The 15899-nt window shown below is 64.3% G+C and carries 14 protein-coding genes; 2 read left to right on the forward strand and 12 right to left on the reverse strand.

What is annotated here, in order from left to right:
• From alaS to dapA, 9 genes are all read right to left on the reverse strand, one after another.
• Positions 1-1970: alanine--tRNA ligase (gene alaS, locus Q0R16_RS11660; RefSeq protein ID WP_295636069.1), on the reverse strand; the 1970-nt coding region annotated here is incomplete at its 3' end.
• A gap of 52 nt (positions 1971-2022) precedes the next feature.
• Complete coding sequence (locus Q0R16_RS11665; RefSeq protein WP_295636070.1) at positions 2023-2934, reverse strand: diacylglycerol kinase family protein; 912 nt, start codon at positions 2932-2934, stop codon at positions 2023-2025.
• A gap of 1 nt (position 2935) precedes the next feature.
• Entirely contained in the window at positions 2936-3769 is an 834-nt protein-coding gene (locus tag Q0R16_RS11670; protein WP_295636071.1) for a methyltransferase domain-containing protein, read from the reverse strand.
• A 181-nt stretch (positions 3770-3950) separates the two neighbouring features.
• A complete protein-coding gene (gene recA / locus Q0R16_RS11675; RefSeq protein ID WP_295636072.1) occupies positions 3951-5021 on the reverse strand; it encodes a recombinase RecA in 1071 nt (356 codons plus the stop codon).
• A gap of 161 nt (positions 5022-5182) precedes the next feature.
• Positions 5183-7678 carry a response regulator gene (locus Q0R16_RS11680; protein ID WP_295636073.1) on the reverse strand — a complete coding sequence of 832 codons (2496 nt, stop codon included), beginning with the start codon at positions 7676-7678 and terminating at the stop codon, positions 5183-5185.
• Positions 7678-8259: a DUF2062 domain-containing protein gene (locus tag Q0R16_RS11685; protein WP_295636074.1), complete on the reverse strand. Its 582-nt coding sequence runs from the start codon at positions 8257-8259 to the stop codon at positions 7678-7680. The genes Q0R16_RS11680 and Q0R16_RS11685 overlap by 1 nt, the downstream gene beginning before the upstream one ends.
• Complete coding sequence (gene smpB, locus Q0R16_RS11690) at positions 8259-8741, reverse strand: SsrA-binding protein SmpB (protein ID WP_295636075.1); 483 nt, start codon at positions 8739-8741, stop codon at positions 8259-8261. Before smpB ends, Q0R16_RS11685 begins: the two co-directional genes overlap by 1 nt.
• Positions 8742-8789: 48 nt before the next feature.
• The gene (locus Q0R16_RS11695; RefSeq protein WP_295636076.1) at positions 8790-8924 is read right to left on the reverse strand and encodes a hypothetical protein; all 135 of its coding nucleotides are present in this window, start codon (positions 8922-8924) and stop codon (positions 8790-8792) included.
• Positions 8925-9107: 183 nt separating this feature from the next.
• A complete protein-coding gene (gene dapA, locus Q0R16_RS11700; RefSeq protein WP_295636077.1) occupies positions 9108-9989 on the reverse strand; it encodes a 4-hydroxy-tetrahydrodipicolinate synthase in 882 nt (293 codons plus the stop codon).
• Positions 9990-10128: 139 nt separating this feature from the next.
• Here dapA and Q0R16_RS11705 point away from each other — a divergent pair, with 139 nt between their 5' ends.
• Together Q0R16_RS11705 and Q0R16_RS11710 are read left to right on the forward strand one after the other, a co-directional pair.
• Positions 10129-12123, forward strand: coding sequence for a lytic transglycosylase domain-containing protein (locus Q0R16_RS11705; protein ID WP_366857584.1), 1995 nt, complete (start codon positions 10129-10131; stop codon positions 12121-12123).
• Between the two features lie 76 nt (positions 12124-12199).
• Entirely contained in the window at positions 12200-12682 is a 483-nt protein-coding gene (locus Q0R16_RS11710; RefSeq protein WP_295636079.1) for a GreA/GreB family elongation factor, read from the forward strand.
• A gap of 22 nt (positions 12683-12704) precedes the next feature.
• Here the strand turns inward: Q0R16_RS11710 and Q0R16_RS11715 are convergent, their stop codons facing one another.
• The 3 genes from Q0R16_RS11715 to Q0R16_RS11725 form a co-directional block, all read right to left on the reverse strand.
• Positions 12705-14084: an EAL domain-containing protein gene (locus Q0R16_RS11715; RefSeq protein ID WP_295636082.1), complete on the reverse strand. Its 1380-nt coding sequence runs from the start codon at positions 14082-14084 to the stop codon at positions 12705-12707.
• A 24-nt stretch (positions 14085-14108) separates the two neighbouring features.
• Positions 14109-14657, reverse strand: coding sequence for a hypothetical protein (locus tag Q0R16_RS11720; protein ID WP_295636080.1), 549 nt, complete (start codon positions 14655-14657; stop codon positions 14109-14111).
• Positions 14658-14823: 166 nt separating this feature from the next.
• Positions 14824-15612 carry a LytTR family DNA-binding domain-containing protein gene (locus Q0R16_RS11725; protein ID WP_295636081.1) on the reverse strand — a complete coding sequence of 263 codons (789 nt, stop codon included), beginning with the start codon at positions 15610-15612 and terminating at the stop codon, positions 14824-14826.
• Between the last annotated feature and the right edge of the window lie 287 nt (positions 15613-15899).

A 15899-nucleotide genomic window follows, 5' to 3' on the forward strand; every position in this document is an offset into this window, starting at 1 on the left:
AGCACGCGCACTTCATCGCCGTATTTCTCGCCGAACAGCGCCATCGCACCCGCCTCGATCGCCTCCTCGGGCGCCATCAGCCGCGTGGTCACCGGCTCGTTGGCGCGAATTTCGGCGTTCACTTCGGCCTCGACCGCGGCCATGTCCTCGGCCGTCAACCCGGTCGGTTGCGAGAAATCGAACCGCAACCGATCCGCCGCAACCAGCGACCCTTTCTGCGTGACATGCGCGCCCAGCCGGTTGCGCAACGCAGCGTGGAGCAAGTGCGTGGCCGAATGGTTGGCGCGAATTGCATTGCGGCGTTCGACATCGATCGCCAGCCGGACGGTGTCACCCACCTTGATCGTGCCCGCCTCGACAGTGGCCTGGTGCGCGTGCAGTCGGCCGAGCGGCTTCGACGTATCATTGATGGCGAGCCGCAGCCCATCACCGCCCGAAATCACACCCGCATCACCACTTTGCCCGCCGCTTTCGCCATAAAACGGCGTCTGGTTGGTCAGCACGACAACGCTTTCACCCGGCCCAGCGCTGTCCACTTCCTTGCCATCGCGCACCAGCGCGACAACCTGGCCTTCACCTTCGGTTGCCGAATAACCGGTGAATTCTGAGGTGCCCAGACGTTCGGCCAGATCGAACCAAACTTCGCCCGAAGCCGCGTCGCCGCTGCCCTTCCATGCCGCGCGCGCCGCTGCCTTCTGCCGCGCCATTGCCGCATCGAAGCCCGCGCGATCAACCGCAATCCCGCGTGAGCGCAGCGCATCTTCGGTCAAATCGTAGGGAAATCCGAAGGTGTCGTAGAGCTTGAACGCAGTCTCGCCGGGCAGTTCGCCGCCCTCGCCCAACGTGTCGGTGGCTTCATCCAGCAGCCGCAATCCGTTCACCAGCGTCTGCCGAAAGCGGGTTTCCTCGCGCGCCAGCACGTCCTCGATCAGCGGTGCCGCACGGCCCAGTTCGGGATAGGCCGCGCCCATCTCGGTCACCAACGCAGGCACCAACCGGTGCATCAAGGGCTCTTTCGCGCCCAGCAGATGCGCGTGACGCATCGCGCGGCGCATGATTCGCCGCAGCACATAACCGCGCCCCTCGTTCGAAGGCAGCACGCCATCGGCAAGCAGGAAGCTGGTCGAGCGCAAGTGATCGGCGATCACGCGGTGGCTTGCTGTGTTCTCGCCTTCTGCCTTCACCCCCGTCAGCGATTCCGACGCCGCAATCAGCGCGCGGAACGTGTCGGTATCGTAATTGTCGTGCTCGCCCTGGAGCACAGCGGCCACGCGTTCGAGCCCCATGCCGGTATCGATCGACGGGCGCGGCAGGTTGCCGGTGATCTCCCCGGCAGTTTGCTCGAACTGCATGAACACCAGGTTCCAGATCTCGATGAACCGGTCGCCGTCCTCATCCGGGCTGCCGGGAGGGCCGCCGGGTATGTGATCGCCGTGATCGAAGAACACTTCGCTGCACGGCCCGCACGGGCCATCGTCGCCCATCGCCCAGAAGTTGTCCTTGGTGGCGATGCGGATGATGCGGTCTTCGGGCAATCCGGCGATCTTGCGCCACAGGTCGAACGCCTCGTCATCGGTGTGGTAGACGGTGGCGAGCAGCTTGTCGGCAGGAAGGCCCCATTCCTTGGTCAGCAACGTCCACGCATGCGTGATCGCCTGTTCCTTGAAATAGTCCCCGAACGAGAAATTCCCCAGCATTTCGAAAAACGTATGGTGCCGCGCGGTATAGCCGACGTTGTCCAGATCGTTGTGCTTGCCCCCTGCCCGCACGCACTTCTGCGATGACGTGGCGCGCTGGCTCTTGCGCGTTTCCAAGCCCGTGAACACGTTCTTGAACGGCACCATCCCTGCGTTGACGAACATCAACGTAGGATCGTTGTACGGCACCAAGGGCGCACTGGGCACGATCTCGTGTCCGGCCTTGCCGAAATAGTCGAGGAACGAGCGGCGAATTTCGTTGGTTGATGGCATAGATGGCGACGATTAAGCGCTCACTCGTCGCGTAACAAGCGCGTTTCGCCGCTTAGGCGGTGGTTGGCGTCACGACGGGCGGTTTGTCCACCGGAACCATCACCGTCAACGCGCGCGGCAGGCTGCGGAACGTGAGCGGGAGCGCCATCCGCGTGACCTCGCCATCGTGCGCCACATCGATCATGCCTGCGCCGCTCACCACGATCTGTTCGACATCGCCCAGTGCAAGAAAATCGCGTTCGGGGTCGGCCCGGCCGGCCAGTGCGCGCAAGCCGAAGCCGACCAGCCCTTGAACGGTGCGCGGCGCCACGGCATAGACGGACAGCACCCCTTCGGTCAGGCTTTCGCGCTTGCCAAGCGAGCGGCCCTGGTAGCTGTAACGATTGTTGCCGATGAACAGCAGCGGGGTAACGATCGTCTGCTCCCCTTTGCCCATGTCGATGCACAACGGCCGCAGCTTCATCCGGCGCATGATACCCCAGGCGGCGGGCACGGTGGCCAGCCACTTGGGCAGCTTGATCGCGTCGCGCCGCCGCACAAGCCTGGTGTAGAGCCCGATCGACGCATTGTTGACGAAGACCACATCGCCCACACTGCCAAGATCGATGGTGGTCCGGGTCCCGTTGACCGCGACATCGGCGGCGCCCGTCAGATCGGTCGGCACGCCCAGTTCCTTGGCCAGATGGTTGAGCGTGCCGAGCGGCAAAACCGCCAGCGCACTATCGCAGTGCAAGAGTATGCCCGCTGCCGAGCTCTGCGTTCCGTCACCGCCGCCGACAGCAACCACCGGCAGCGATGATGCATTGCTGATCGCTTGTTCGATCGACTTTCCTTCGACCAGCGCCAGATCGGCATTGGCCCCGGCGGCCGCGAAGGCTGCTTCGATTGCGGCAGCAAGCTTTTCGCCCATGCGTTTGGCCGTGCCGCCGCTGCGGTTGACCACGACCCTGATCGGTTTGCTCAACTTATCCCCCGGGTGCCTGTGCGCTCACGATCCAGGCCATTGCGTCAAAACACACCCGGTTCCCGACGCGACGCTGTTCGAGCAACGCACGAAGTGCCGATTCGGCGCCCGCGCGTTCGGCTTCGGGCAAAGCCCGCAAGCGCGGCGCGGCCGGACCGATGCGCCGGAAGAACGCCAAGGCATCGGCTACCGGATCATCGCCTTCCCCGGCGATGTAACTGAAGTGTTCGGGATGGCAGGCGACGTCGGTCCATCCGGCGCTCTCCACGATGGAACGAACCCGCTGCGGATCGGCGAATGCAAATGGTCCTGGCGCATGCGGGTCGGTGAAGGCGGCAGCTTCTGACGGGGCGATCGTGGCGGCCATCTCGCTCGCCCAGGCATTGTCCGCAAACGGACCGAAGCATGAGAACACGAAGTTTGCGCCAGGCGTCGATAGGCATCGCAAGTGCGAGAATGCCGCCACCGGGTCGGCGAAGAACATCACGCCATGGCGCGACACCAGCAGATCCGGGACGAACGCCGGGTTTGACCAGCCGGAAACATCGGCCATCTCAAAGCATGCATTGGGTACGCCTAGCGAGCGGTGCTGCGATGCACGTACCAGATCCGCCGAAATATCGACCCCGAGCACGCGCGAAGCCGGCCGGGCGGTGGCGATCGCCAGCGACAGCTCGCCGGCACCACAGCCGATGTCGAGAACATGCCCGCCCGGCAGCAATGCGATTCGGGCGAGGAGCCGCTGAGTCAGTTCGGTAAAGCTGCGATCGGTGCGCTGCCATTCCTCGGACCAGCTAAGCCCGACTGCCCCAGTCCATTCGTATGCGTTTGTCATCGGACCAGATTAGGCTTCGCGAACAACGGCGGCAAGGTCGGTGCGAGGAGGCCACTCCGAGGAACCGCCTCGCCTGCCGCCCGAAACGCAACCGGCGCGCTCCTGCCGGGGAGCGCGCCGGGGCTTTGATCGACGACCGGCTGGCGACTTGCGGGAGTTGCCAACCAGTCGAAGGTGAGGATCAGATATCGTCGTCCGCGTCCGGACCCGCCATCATTTCCTCGGCAACCTTGTCGGTGCGGCTGCGGATGGCAGCTTCCAACCGGTCACAGACTTCGGGGTTTTCCTTGAGATAGGTCTTCGAGTTCTCACGGCCCTGGCCGACGCGGATGCTGTCGTAGCTGAACCACGCGCCCGACTTCTCGACCAGCCCGGCCTTGACGCCTAGATCGAGAATTTCGCCGATCTTGGAGATGCCCTGGCCGTACATGATGTCAAATTCGACCTGCTTGAACGGCGGGGCGACTTTGTTCTTGACCACCTTGACGCGCGTGGCGTTGCCGACGATTTCATCGCGGTCCTTGATCTGGCCGGTGCGGCGAATGTCGAGCCGGACCGAGGCGTAGAACTTGAGCGCGTTGCCGCCGGTGGTCGTTTCGGGATTGCCGTACATCACGCCGATCTTCATGCGCAACTGGTTGATGAAGATCACCATGCAGCGCGAGCGGCTGATCGAACCGGTCAGCTTGCGCAAGCTTTGCGACATCAGCCGCGCCTGGAGACCGACGTGGCTATCGCCCATTTCGCCCTCGATCTCAGCGCGCGGCACCAGCGCAGCGACCGAATCGATCACCAGCACGTCGATCGCGTTGGATCGTACCAGCGTGTCGACGATTTCAAGCGCCTGTTCGCCGGTGTCGGGCTGTGACACGATCAGTTCGTCGATGTCGACACCCAGCTTCTTGGCGTAGCCCGGATCGAGCGCGTGTTCGGCGTCGACGAAAGCTGCGGTGCCACCGGCTTTCTGCGCTTCGGCGATTACGTGGAGCGCCAGCGTGGTCTTGCCCGAGCTTTCCGGACCATAAATCTCGATCACCCGACCGCGCGGCAAGCCACCTACGCCGAGTGCGATATCGAGCCCGAGGCTGCCGGTGGAGATCGTTTCGATCTGCATCGTCTCCTTCGAGCCGAGCTTCATCGCGCTGCCCTTGCCAAAAGCACGGTCGATCTGCGCCAGCGCTGCATCGAGCGCCTTCTGCCGGTCCTGGTCCTTCACTTTGCCATCCTGAATAAGCTTGAGCTGTGCCGCCATGGCTGCTTCCCTTCGTGCCTAGAGTTGGCCGGACCGAACCGTCAATGGCGGATTTGTATCTGCTTTGTTCTGGTGGAACAAGTGGAGAACGGAGAAATCGTCGCCACTATGGCGATATTTCCGCTAAGTCATTCTACCTAAGCGTTAAAATCCGCCCCGAATCAGCGGTTTCTGAGCACGGCCTCGACCGCCTCGACGATCTGCTGGACCGAGAACGGCTTGGGCAGGAAAAACATGTTGGGGATATCGATGTCGCGGCGCAGATGTTCCTCGGCATAGCCCGACATGAACAGCACCGGCAGGTCGGGCCGCACCTCGCGGATCGCGCGCGCCATCGCCGGGCCGTCCATCACGGGCATGACCACATCGGACAGCACGAGGTCGAAATCGCCGCCTTTCGTGATGATCTCCAGCCCTTCGTCTCCGTCCGACGCGGCGGTCACTTTGTAGCCTTGCCGCGTCAAAGCACGTTCGGCCACGGCGCGGACGGTGTCCTCGTCCTCGACCAGCAGGATGTGTCCGCCTGGCGCCCAGTCGCGCGGCGGTTCGGCGCTTTTCGCCTCGGCCGCGGCCTTGGCTTCGGCGGCATTCGCAGCCAGTTCAGCCGGATTGGGCACGTAGACCGGCAAGTAGATCGAGAAGCGCGTACCCCGATCCACCTCACTCGTCGCAAAAATGAAGCCGCCCGATTGCTTGACGATGCCGTAAACGGTCGACAGCCCTAGGCCCGTGCCCTTGCCCTTGTCCTTGGTGGTGAAGAACGGCTCGAAGATCTTGCCCAGCAGCAGCGGCTTGATGCCCGAACCGTTGTCCTCGACGATCAGCGCAGTGTAATCATCCACCGGCAGGATTTCGCTCTTCATCGCGCGCACGTCCTGCGTGGTGACGCGCTTGGTAGCGATCGTCAGGACGCCGCCTACGCGACCAGCCATTGCATCGCGCGCGTTGACCGCCAGGTTGAGCAGTACCTGTTCCAGTTGAACCGGATCGGCACGGACCAGCCCCAGATCGCGATCGTGGCTGACCTTGAACTGGATCTTCTCGCCGATCAACCGCTTGAGCAAGGCGGATACTTCGCTGACCACATCGGGCAGTTGCAGCACTTCGGGGCGCAGCGTCTGCTGGCGCGAGAAGGCCAGCAATTGGCGGGTGAGCGAGGCCGCGCGGTTCGAATTGGCCTTGATCTGCTGGATGTCGAGGTAATCGCTGTCGCCCGGCGTGTGGCGCATGAGCATGAGATCACAGCAGCCGATGATCGCGGTCAGCACGTTGTTGAAATCGTGCGCGACGCCGCCGGCAAGCTGGCCCACCGCCTGCATCTTGGTGGCCTGCGCGATCTCGCGCTTGAGCCGGGTTTCCTCGCTCGAATCCTTGAGGCTGAGCAGCACCGCGCCGTCGCCCAGCCCGCGCACGCTGGCCAGCGTCAACGACACCGGCTCGTCGGGCGTGGCGTGGAGGCGCACGGCAACGTCGCCGGCGGTGCCAAATGCTGGCGACTGGCCTTGCGTGAAGCGCCGTACCGCGTCGGACAGCGCGCCCTTGTCCTCGCGGATGACAAGGTCGGCGGGATAAGGCGGCGGGGCACCCGTCTCGATGCCGGCCGCGCGCAGGAACGCGCCATTGGCGAACAGGAAGCGGCCGTCACGGTCGGTCATCGCCAGGCCCAGTGGCAGCCGCGCCAGCAGCGCCTCGACTTGCGGCAGGCCTGCGCGGCCGGCGCCGCCTTGGCCCTGCCCGTCCTGGCCCTGGTTATCGAGCAGCAGGAACAGCGAAGGGGTTTTCGCCGGATCGGGATCGGCGGGCTGGTCGGGATCGGCGATGGGCAAGTGCACCATCCTCACCGGGGTTCCGCGTGCGCCTTCGCGGGCATAGACCACGCTGTCGTGCTCATCGGCGCGGAAAAAACCGACGAAGTCCTTGCCCGCCACCACAGCATGGGGATCGCCGGCAGCGCGCGCGGCGAAGGCGGTATTGGCGGCAAGGATCGCGCCGTCGGGCGCCACCACCGCGGCCTCGATCGCACCACGGCCGAGCGCGCGGCCAAGCTTTCCCGCGATCTGCGCGGCGGCATCGGCCACGATATCCTGTTCGTCTTGCGGCAGGAAACGCCAGATGAGATGGTCCTCGCCCCGCCCGGCGCGCTGCAGTTCGAGCCGCCAGCGACGTGCCTCGCCGTTGCCAGCGGTCATCGCCACCAGCGGCACACTCGCGCTGCCATCGCGCCATGCCGCGCGGGCGGCCGATTCGAGCTTTTCGCGGAACGGCGGATCGACCGGCAGCCGGGTTGGCGCTGCCTCCAGCCCGAACCATTCAGAGAAGCGGCGATTGGCGCATTGCAGCCGGCCCGCACGGTCGGTGATCGCCAGGGCTTCGTCCTCACGGTCGATTGCGGCGTGCGTCACTGACCAGTCGGGCGCCGCGAAAGCGGGCGGCGCATCCGCCACCGGGCGCCGCGCGATCAACAATGCGATCGTTGCCAACACCGCCAGGCCACCGACGAAGCCCGCCGTCACCAGCAGTGGCGCATGGGCGGCGATCAGTAGCGCCGCGCTCGCCACCAACGCCAATCCGACCAGCATTGCATCCTTTGGCCCGCGGTTCCCGGTGGCGCCCGCTGCCGCCACGGCGTTATCGCCCGGTCCGACCACCCCGGTCATTACCCCGCCAAAGTCCCGGCACGCTCACGCGATTGCGCCAGACGGTTGCGGCGCTTGCGCATGATCCACCAGCGCCACCCAAAGCTGGAAACGAGATAGCCGATCGACGCCAATACGGTGGCGATCACGAACAGCCCGAGCGCGGTGTCGAGGCCCTTGCCGGTGATCTGCGTCAACAGCCGGTCCATCTCGGTTTCGTGCATCGCGCTGGCCATCGGCGCGATGTCGGTCATGGCATCGGCGTGGAGCAGCGCTTCGCCGATCTTGTAGGCCGAGGGGAAGATGATGATCCACGTCGCCGGATTGCTGACCCAGGTCGAGGCGATCGCCATCGGCACGTTGGCGCGCACGAACACGGCGGTCAGCGCCGCCACCGCCGAGTGCGCGAACGGGATCAGGATGCCCACGAACAGCCCCAGCGCCATCCCGCGCGGTACCGAGCGGCGGTTGAAGCGCCACAAGTCGGGCCGCAGCACAGAATGCGCGAACGGGCGCACCCAGCGGTTCTTTTCGAGGCTTTCACGCGTGGGCACATGGCCCTTGAACCAGTCGAGCAGGCGTTGGGACAAAGGCACCGCCATCAGTTGTGATCACGCATGATGCGGGCCTGGTCGCGCTTCCATTCGCGGTCCTTGACGGTGTTGCGCTTGTCGGCGTTGTTCTTGCCCTTGGCCAAGGCGAGCTCGACCTTGGCGCGGCCCTTGCTGGTGAAATAGACCGACAGCGGCACCAAAGTCATGCCCTTGCGCTCCACCGCACCGAACATCTTGGCGATCTCGCGTTCGTGCAGAAGCAGCTTGCGCGGGCGCTTGGGTTCGTGGTTGAAGCGGTTGCCGTGGCTGAATTCGGGCACGTTGGCGTTGACCAGCCACACTTCGCCCTTCTTCACTTCGGCGTAGGATTCGGCGATCGAACCTTCACCGAAGCGCAGCGATTTCACTTCGGTGCCCGTCAGCGCGATGCCCGCCTCGAACACATCCTCGATGAAATATTCAAACCGCGCACGCCGGTTTTCGGCGACGATCTTGGTCTTGTCGAATTCGGGGAGTTTGGGACGGGCCATAATACGGGGGCATGTAGGAGTTCACAGGTTAGAGCGAAAGCCCTCTATTCACGCGATCGCACCCAATACCTTTAGATGATGCCCAATCCGTGCGGTATTGGTGGGGCCAACGTTTTCCTGTGGCTTCCAGCCAACCACTGGATCGGCTCCATGCAAAACCATGATCGCACTGATGTTGCCCATGCGTCGGGCCACCGCTCCGTCATTGCGGCCAGGCAATTGTTTGATAGCTCGATAGAGATAAACGTCTTTGGGAATAGATTTTTTCCACCGCCCGCTTTCAGCGCGTCCACATAGGCTCGAACGCAAATCTCGATTTCTGCTTCAGTCCAATCTTCCCCGTATTTCGCCACAATATTTGCTCCCTCACACCAGCCCGGCGTGCACCAGCGCCGCGTCCACATCCTTCCTCGCCTGCGCATTGCACGGTGTCAGCGGCAGCCGCAATTCGTCGAACAGCCAGTCGTGCACGCGGCTCAAGGCGTACTTGACCGGGCCGGGGCTGGCATCCTCGAACATCGCGTAATGCAGCGGATAAAGCTTGTCGTTGAGTTCGCGCGCCTTTTCCAGATCGTTGGCGGCACATGCGGCCTGGAAATCGGCGCACAACCTGGGCGCAACGTTGGCCGTCACCGAGATGCAGCCAACCCCACCCGCTGCATTGAACGGCAGCGCCAGTTCGTCGTCGCCCGAAAGCTGGCAGAACTGCTTGCCGATACCCATGCGGTGATCGGTGACGCGGGAAAGATCGCCGCTCGCGTCCTTGATGCCCACGATCTTGTCCGGGAAGCGCCGCGCCAGTTCGCACACCGTTTCGGGCTTCAAGTCGGTCACCGTCCGGCCGGGCACGTTATAAAGCACGATCGGCAAGTCGATATGTTCGGCCAGGTACGAGAAGTGCGCCAGCAGCCCCTCCTGCGACGGACGGTTGTAATACGGCGCCACGCACAACGCCGCCTGCGCGCCGCACTTTTTCGCAAAAGTCATGTGCAACAGCGCGTTCATCGTGTCGTTGGAACCGCAGCCCGCGATCACCGGCACGCGCCCTGCGGTCTGTTCGACGCACAATTCGATCACGCGATGGTGCTCGGCATTCGACAGCGTCGAGCTTTCGCCGGTGGTCCCGCACGGCACCAGTGCCGACGAGCCCTGCTCGATTTGCCAGTCGACCAGCCGCCGAAAAGCCTTCTCGTCAAACGCTCCGTCCCGAAAAGGAGTCACCAGAGCCGGAATGGAACCCGAAAACATGGACTTTCACCCTCATTGTAAGCCATGAACCGGCCCATGGCGGCCATCGCGCCAGCCTTCGGGGGGTTCGTTGCCAGTTTTTCCGCACACGTCATGCCATTCAGCGCCTGATAAGGAGCCCTTGCGCACAATGTCCAGCATGGACGTCAAATCGCTATTGATCCGCACCGCGAGTGTGTCGCTGCTCGCCCCCGTGTTTCTGGCCGCAACCGCCTGCCACGCCAGCGACGGCAGCGAGTGGGATCGCGCGCGCGCCGCGCTGATCGCCGGGCAACGTTCGGGAATCGCGCAGGCGGTCGACAAGTGGCGGGCGCTTTCGGCCTCCAAAAGCTTCAGCTTTTCGGAATATGCCGGGTTCCTGCTGGCTTATCCCGGTTTCCCCGAGGAAGAAAAGCTGCGCCGCTCCGCCGAAGCCGCGCTCGATCGTGAAAGCGCCGATCCGGCCCGGCTGGTGGCCTATTTCGATCGCTTCCCGCCGCTGACCAATCCCGCGCGCGCGCAATATGCGCTGGCCTTGCGGGCTTTGGGCCGGGGCGAAAGCGCCGCACTCGCCAACCAGGCCTGGCGCGGCGGCGCGATGAGCGACACCGCCGAAGCCGCGATCGCTTCCACCTTCGGCAACAGCTTCACCCCCGCCGATCAGGACGCGCGGATGGACGCGCTGCTGTGGGCGGGCGCGCAAGGTGCGGCCGAACGGCAACTGGGGCTTACTTCACCGTCCTATCGCGGAATTGCAGCGGCGCGGCTGGCGGTGCTGGCGGGATCGGACCCCACGGCCACCGGCATGCCGGTCGACATGGCCGCGCTCAACGCCGATCCGGGTTACATCTACGCCCGCGCGCGCCAGTTGCGCCGGCAGGGACAAGCAAGTGCGGCGGCCGAACTGCTTGCCAACCGCCCTCGCTTGTCGCGCAAGCCGCTCGACCGTGAGGGCTGGGTCACCGAAATGCTCGCCAACGCGCGCGCTGCGGTTGCATCGGGCAGTGCCCGCGCTGCGGTGCGGATCGCCGCCAAGATCGACGATGCGTTCGATCCGGGCGAAGACATCGCGCGGCTGAGCTTCCCGATCCGCGACAACTACACTTCGCTCACCTGGCTGGGCGGCAGCACCGCGCTGCGCGAATTGGGAAGCGCAGCCGATGCAGCCCCGTTGTTCCACCGTTACGGCGCCGCTGCACGCACGCCCGGCACGCGCTCGAAAGGGTTCTACTGGGCCGGCCGCGCGCTCGCACAAGCCGGGCGGACGGCCGAAGCGCAAGCCGAATTCGCCACCGCTGCACGCTATGGCGATCAGTTTTATGGCCAGCTTTCGCTCGAACGGCTGGGCCAGTCGATCCCACCGTTCCCGCCCGAATCGACCGCGCAGCCCACGCCCGAAGACCGCGCGCGCTTCGCCGCGCAGCCCCTCACGCAAGCCGTAAAAGAAGTCGCGCGCGATGCCGATTGGCTGACCGCTTTGAAATTCTTCAAGGAAGTCAGCGAACAACAGCAGACCCCCGGCCAGTTCAACATGGTCGCCGATCTGGCCAAACAGATCGGGCGGCGCGACCTGGGCGTGGTCGTCGGCCAGACCGCAGAGGCCAAGGGCTTCACCGATTTTCAGCGGATCGCCTTCCCGCTGATCCCGGTGCCCGAAGGCCATGAAGGATCGTGGACGATGGTCCACGCCATCACGCGGCAGGAAAGCCAGTTCGCCAACAACGCGGTCAGCCACGCCGGTGCGCGCGGCTTGATGCAACTGATGCCCGGCACCGCCGCGCAAGAAGCGCGCAAGCTGGGCATGAGCTACAGCAGCGCGTCGCTCACCGACGATTCGCGCTACAACCTCACGCTCGGCTCGACCTATGTCGGCCGGCTGATGGACTACTACGGCGGCAGCTATCCGCTGGCGGTGGCGGCGTTCAACGCCGGCGCGGGCAACGTCAACAAATGGCTGCGCGCCAACGGCGATCCACGCAATGGCGAAATCGACTGGGTCGACTGGATCGAACGCATCCCGTTCACCGAAACGCGCGGCTACGTCCAGCATGTGCTTGAAAATGCTGTAGTTTACGAGGCAATGAACCCCGAACGCGCCAGCTATCGCGGCGCCAATCCACTCAGCCATTTCCTGGGCAAGCGCAAACCGGGTTAACCCCTGCCCGTTGCGCCATTTCCGTTCGTCCTGAGCTTGTCGAAGGACTGTCTTTCTTCTTTTCAATGGCTTTGCAATGTTCGACGGCAACCCGATCACCCCGACCGGCTTCGCCGCGATGCGCGCGCGCTACGATCACCTGCTCGGCACCGAACGGCCCGCGATCACCGAGATCGTCAGTTGGGCGGCCGGCAATGGCGATCGTTCGGAAAACGGCGATTACCTCTATGGCCGCAAGCGTATGCGCGAAATCGATCGCGAATTGTCGCACCTCGCCCGCCGCATGAAGGCCGCACGCGTCATCGATCCCGCACAGCAGCCTGACCGCAGCCGCGCATTCTTCGGTGCGACTGTCACGCTCGCCGACGAACACGACGCACACCGCACAGTCACGCTTGTGGGCGACGACGAACAGGATGCCGACCATGGCCGGATCGGCTGGTCCAGCCCGCTCGCCCGGGCCTTGCGCGGCGCCTCCGTGGGCGACATCCGCCGCGTCACCCTGCCGGGCGGTGAAAAGGAATGGGAACTGACCGCCATCGTTTACCCGCCAGCCTGACCGGGCAGGCAGCCCTGATAAGTCAGTGCGCGGCCAGGCGTCGATGCGGCTCCCGTCGGGGCCAGCCGGTTGGATCGCGGAAGGCGAGTACGAACGCCTTGATCGGCATCGGGCGGCCAAACAAGAAGCCTTGCAACTTGTGACACCCGGCAGCGCGCAGCAGTTCGGCCTGTTCCGCCGTTTCGACGCCTTCGGCGATCACCCGCATATCGAGGCCATTGGCCAGGTAGATCGCGCCGGTGATCAGCAGCGACGCCTTGCTGCCCTGGTGCAGCCCGGCCAGCAGCGATTTGTCGATCTTGATGTGGCTGAAGCCATAGGACTGCAGGTAATGGATACTGGTGAAGCCGGTGCCGAAATCGTCAAGCGCCACCGACATGCCCATCGCCTTGAAGCTGCGGATCGCCCGGATCGCGCCTTCGGGATGGGCAAGCAGATAACCCTCGGTGATTTCAAGCTGCAACCGCGCGGCCGGAAAACGCGTCTGTTCTAGCACGTGTGCCACTTGCCGGACCAACTTGGGATCGCTGAACTGGACGGGCGACACATTCACGCTCAGCTTCACGTCGATCAGCGGCAGGATATCGCGGCACGCGCGTTCAAGCACGAACAGGCCCAGCGGATGGATCTGCCCGGTCCGCTCGGCAATCTCGATGAACTGATCTGGATCGAGCGCGCCGCCAGGCCGGCGGGGCCAGCGAACCAGGGCTTCTGCCGCAACGATCGCGCCGCTGGTGGCATCGACTACCGGCTGATAGGCCACCTCGAATTCGCCTTGCGACAGCCCGAGGCCGATCTCGTTCTCGATCGTCAACCGCCACATCCGGCCCAGATCGAACGCCACATCATAGACCGCGATATCGCCCTTGCCGCTGGTCTTGACGTGGTACATCGCGGTATCGGCGCGGCGCAGCAATTCGTGTGCGCGCAACGCCCCGTCGGCGTTGCTGGCGATCCCGATGCTGGCACCGACTTGCAATACGTGGCGATCGACCAGAACGGGCAGGCAGATCTCGTCGTTGATCGTCTGCGCCAGCGCCAGCGCAAGCGCGGTGGCACCGGAAGCCTCGATCAGCACCGCGAATTCGTCGCCCCCCACCCGAGCCAGCGTGGCCCGTCCTTCGCAGAGCGCGCGCAACCGCTCGCTCAAGCTGCAAATCAGCGTATCTCCGGCGTGATGGCCATGCGCATCGTTGATCTGCTTGAACCCGTCGAGATCGATGAACACCACCGCGCGGGTATCGATCTGGTCTCCGATCGCGTCCTCTAGCCGGTCGAGCCGCGCCAGCAGCTTGCGACGGTTGGGCAAGCCACTCAACGCGTCGGTCAGCGCAATCTGGCGGTTTTCCTCGCTCAGCTTTTCAGTTTCCTGTTGCCGGTTGCGCAAGTCGCGCCGCGACACGATCAATTGCGAAAAATCGTCGTTTTAGCGGTTGGTCACCACCATCATGCCCAGCCCGACGAAGCACAACACAAGCGCCTCGACCAGCATCTGCCCATCGTCGACCAGGCTGAAGTAGATCACGAAGCACGCAGTGCTGGTGGCGGCCACGCGCATGACTGCGGCGCGGATGGTCATCAGGCAGAACACCGTGCTGACCTGAGTCAGCGCCAGGAAGAACGACAAGTGCGCCCGGGCGTATCCATCGCCACTGGGATAGATTGTCATGCTCCAGGCATCGAACGCCAGCGTCAGCACCACCGCAAGATTGCAGGTGCGGCGAAGGGTACGGGTGATGTCGGCGTCGGAAAAGCGGCTCGATCCGCTCTGGCGCCACCACCACCAGCCGCGCAGCAGCGCGACCCCGCAGATCACTAGCGGCGCGATCGTGCTCATCCAGATCCTGTTGGGACGAAAGAACTCGACCGTGATCGCCGCGGCGTTGAGCACCAGAATCAGATAAAGCAGCGGCATCTGCTTGCCGAACGATTCAAACTGCGCGCGCGCCAGCTCGGGGTCGCTGGTGTCCAGCACGAAGAGAGAGGGTCTTGCGGGCAAGGTGGTTTGCTTTGATCCAGCTTCGTGCCAGACCCCCGGCCTGGAACGCTTTGCATTGCCGAGAAAATCGCAAGATCCAGCGCTGCGTCAGCTAAGGGAATTTACCTAGCAACTCCTTGAAAAATCGAACGCATCGCGCAAGTCAGCGGTTCAGCCAACCCGCCGTGCGCAAGGCCGGCACCGCATTGCGAGCCACCGGCGCCTCGATCCCGTTGACCAGCCGCAAGCTGATGGCGCGATCCCGGCGCAGCACTTCTGCCATCGCATCGCGTACGACCCACCAGCTACGATGGATCCTCAGGCCATCCATTCCCTCCAACTCGGCCACCGCATCGGCCAGCCGCAACAGCACCAGCGTGCTACCCGCGCGATTGTGGACCCGCACGTAATGGTCCTCGCTTTCGATTGCGATGAGCCCGTCACGATGCCCGACAGGAAGCCGGGCGAGAAACCGGGGCTGGGTCACTTGCTTGACCACCGCGTCGATCGTGCGTTCGGGCCCAGGCGTCAGCTCGACCGTGCGCGCAGCCGGTGGCTCGAGTGGGAGCGCCGGGTCAGGCCCGGGCCTAACGGCCGCCGGTACGCGCCCGGCCATGACTTGCAGCAGCGTGATCGCCGCACCCACAAGCAGGATATCGGGATAGATCTCGACCAGCGTGCCCAACGTCAGCCCACGCCACGCCATTCCGCCCAGCGCCCACCCGACCAGCACGGTGACAGGCATCGCCGCGACCATGCAAGCCAACCCGATCGCCAGCCAGCGCGGCATCCCGCCTTGCGCCGCCACCAGGCTGCCGGCCGTGACCACCGGCCTGAATACGCAATATCCGCCGAAGATGAACACCTGCCAATCGATCACCCGCGCCCCGAGAGGGAGCGCAAAAGTGCCGAATGGCCCCATCAGGGCCAGCACGATGCCGATCACGGCCATCGAAGCGGCTTCGATTGCCTATTTCCGTTTCCGCATCAAAGTCCCTGCCCGTTCACGCTTCGCCAACGGTACAACACCGGCTCGCAGGCCGCACTCACGAAATTGACGATGCCATCCACGCACGCGTGCTTGCCCGTCAACGGGCAGCTGGCATTCGGGGTGACGAAGGAGCCTAGCCATGATCAAGACCTCCCCTGCCCATGCGATGTCCCAGAAGCCCAGCGCCGGCGTGTTCGAGCCCAAAGTGCTGTCGGCCGGCGCTGCATTGCTGTCGCTGTTGCTTGCCG

The sequence above is a fragment of the Novosphingobium sp. genome, from assembly GCF_025351285.1.
GTDB lineage: Bacteria > Pseudomonadota > Alphaproteobacteria > Sphingomonadales > Sphingomonadaceae > Novosphingobium.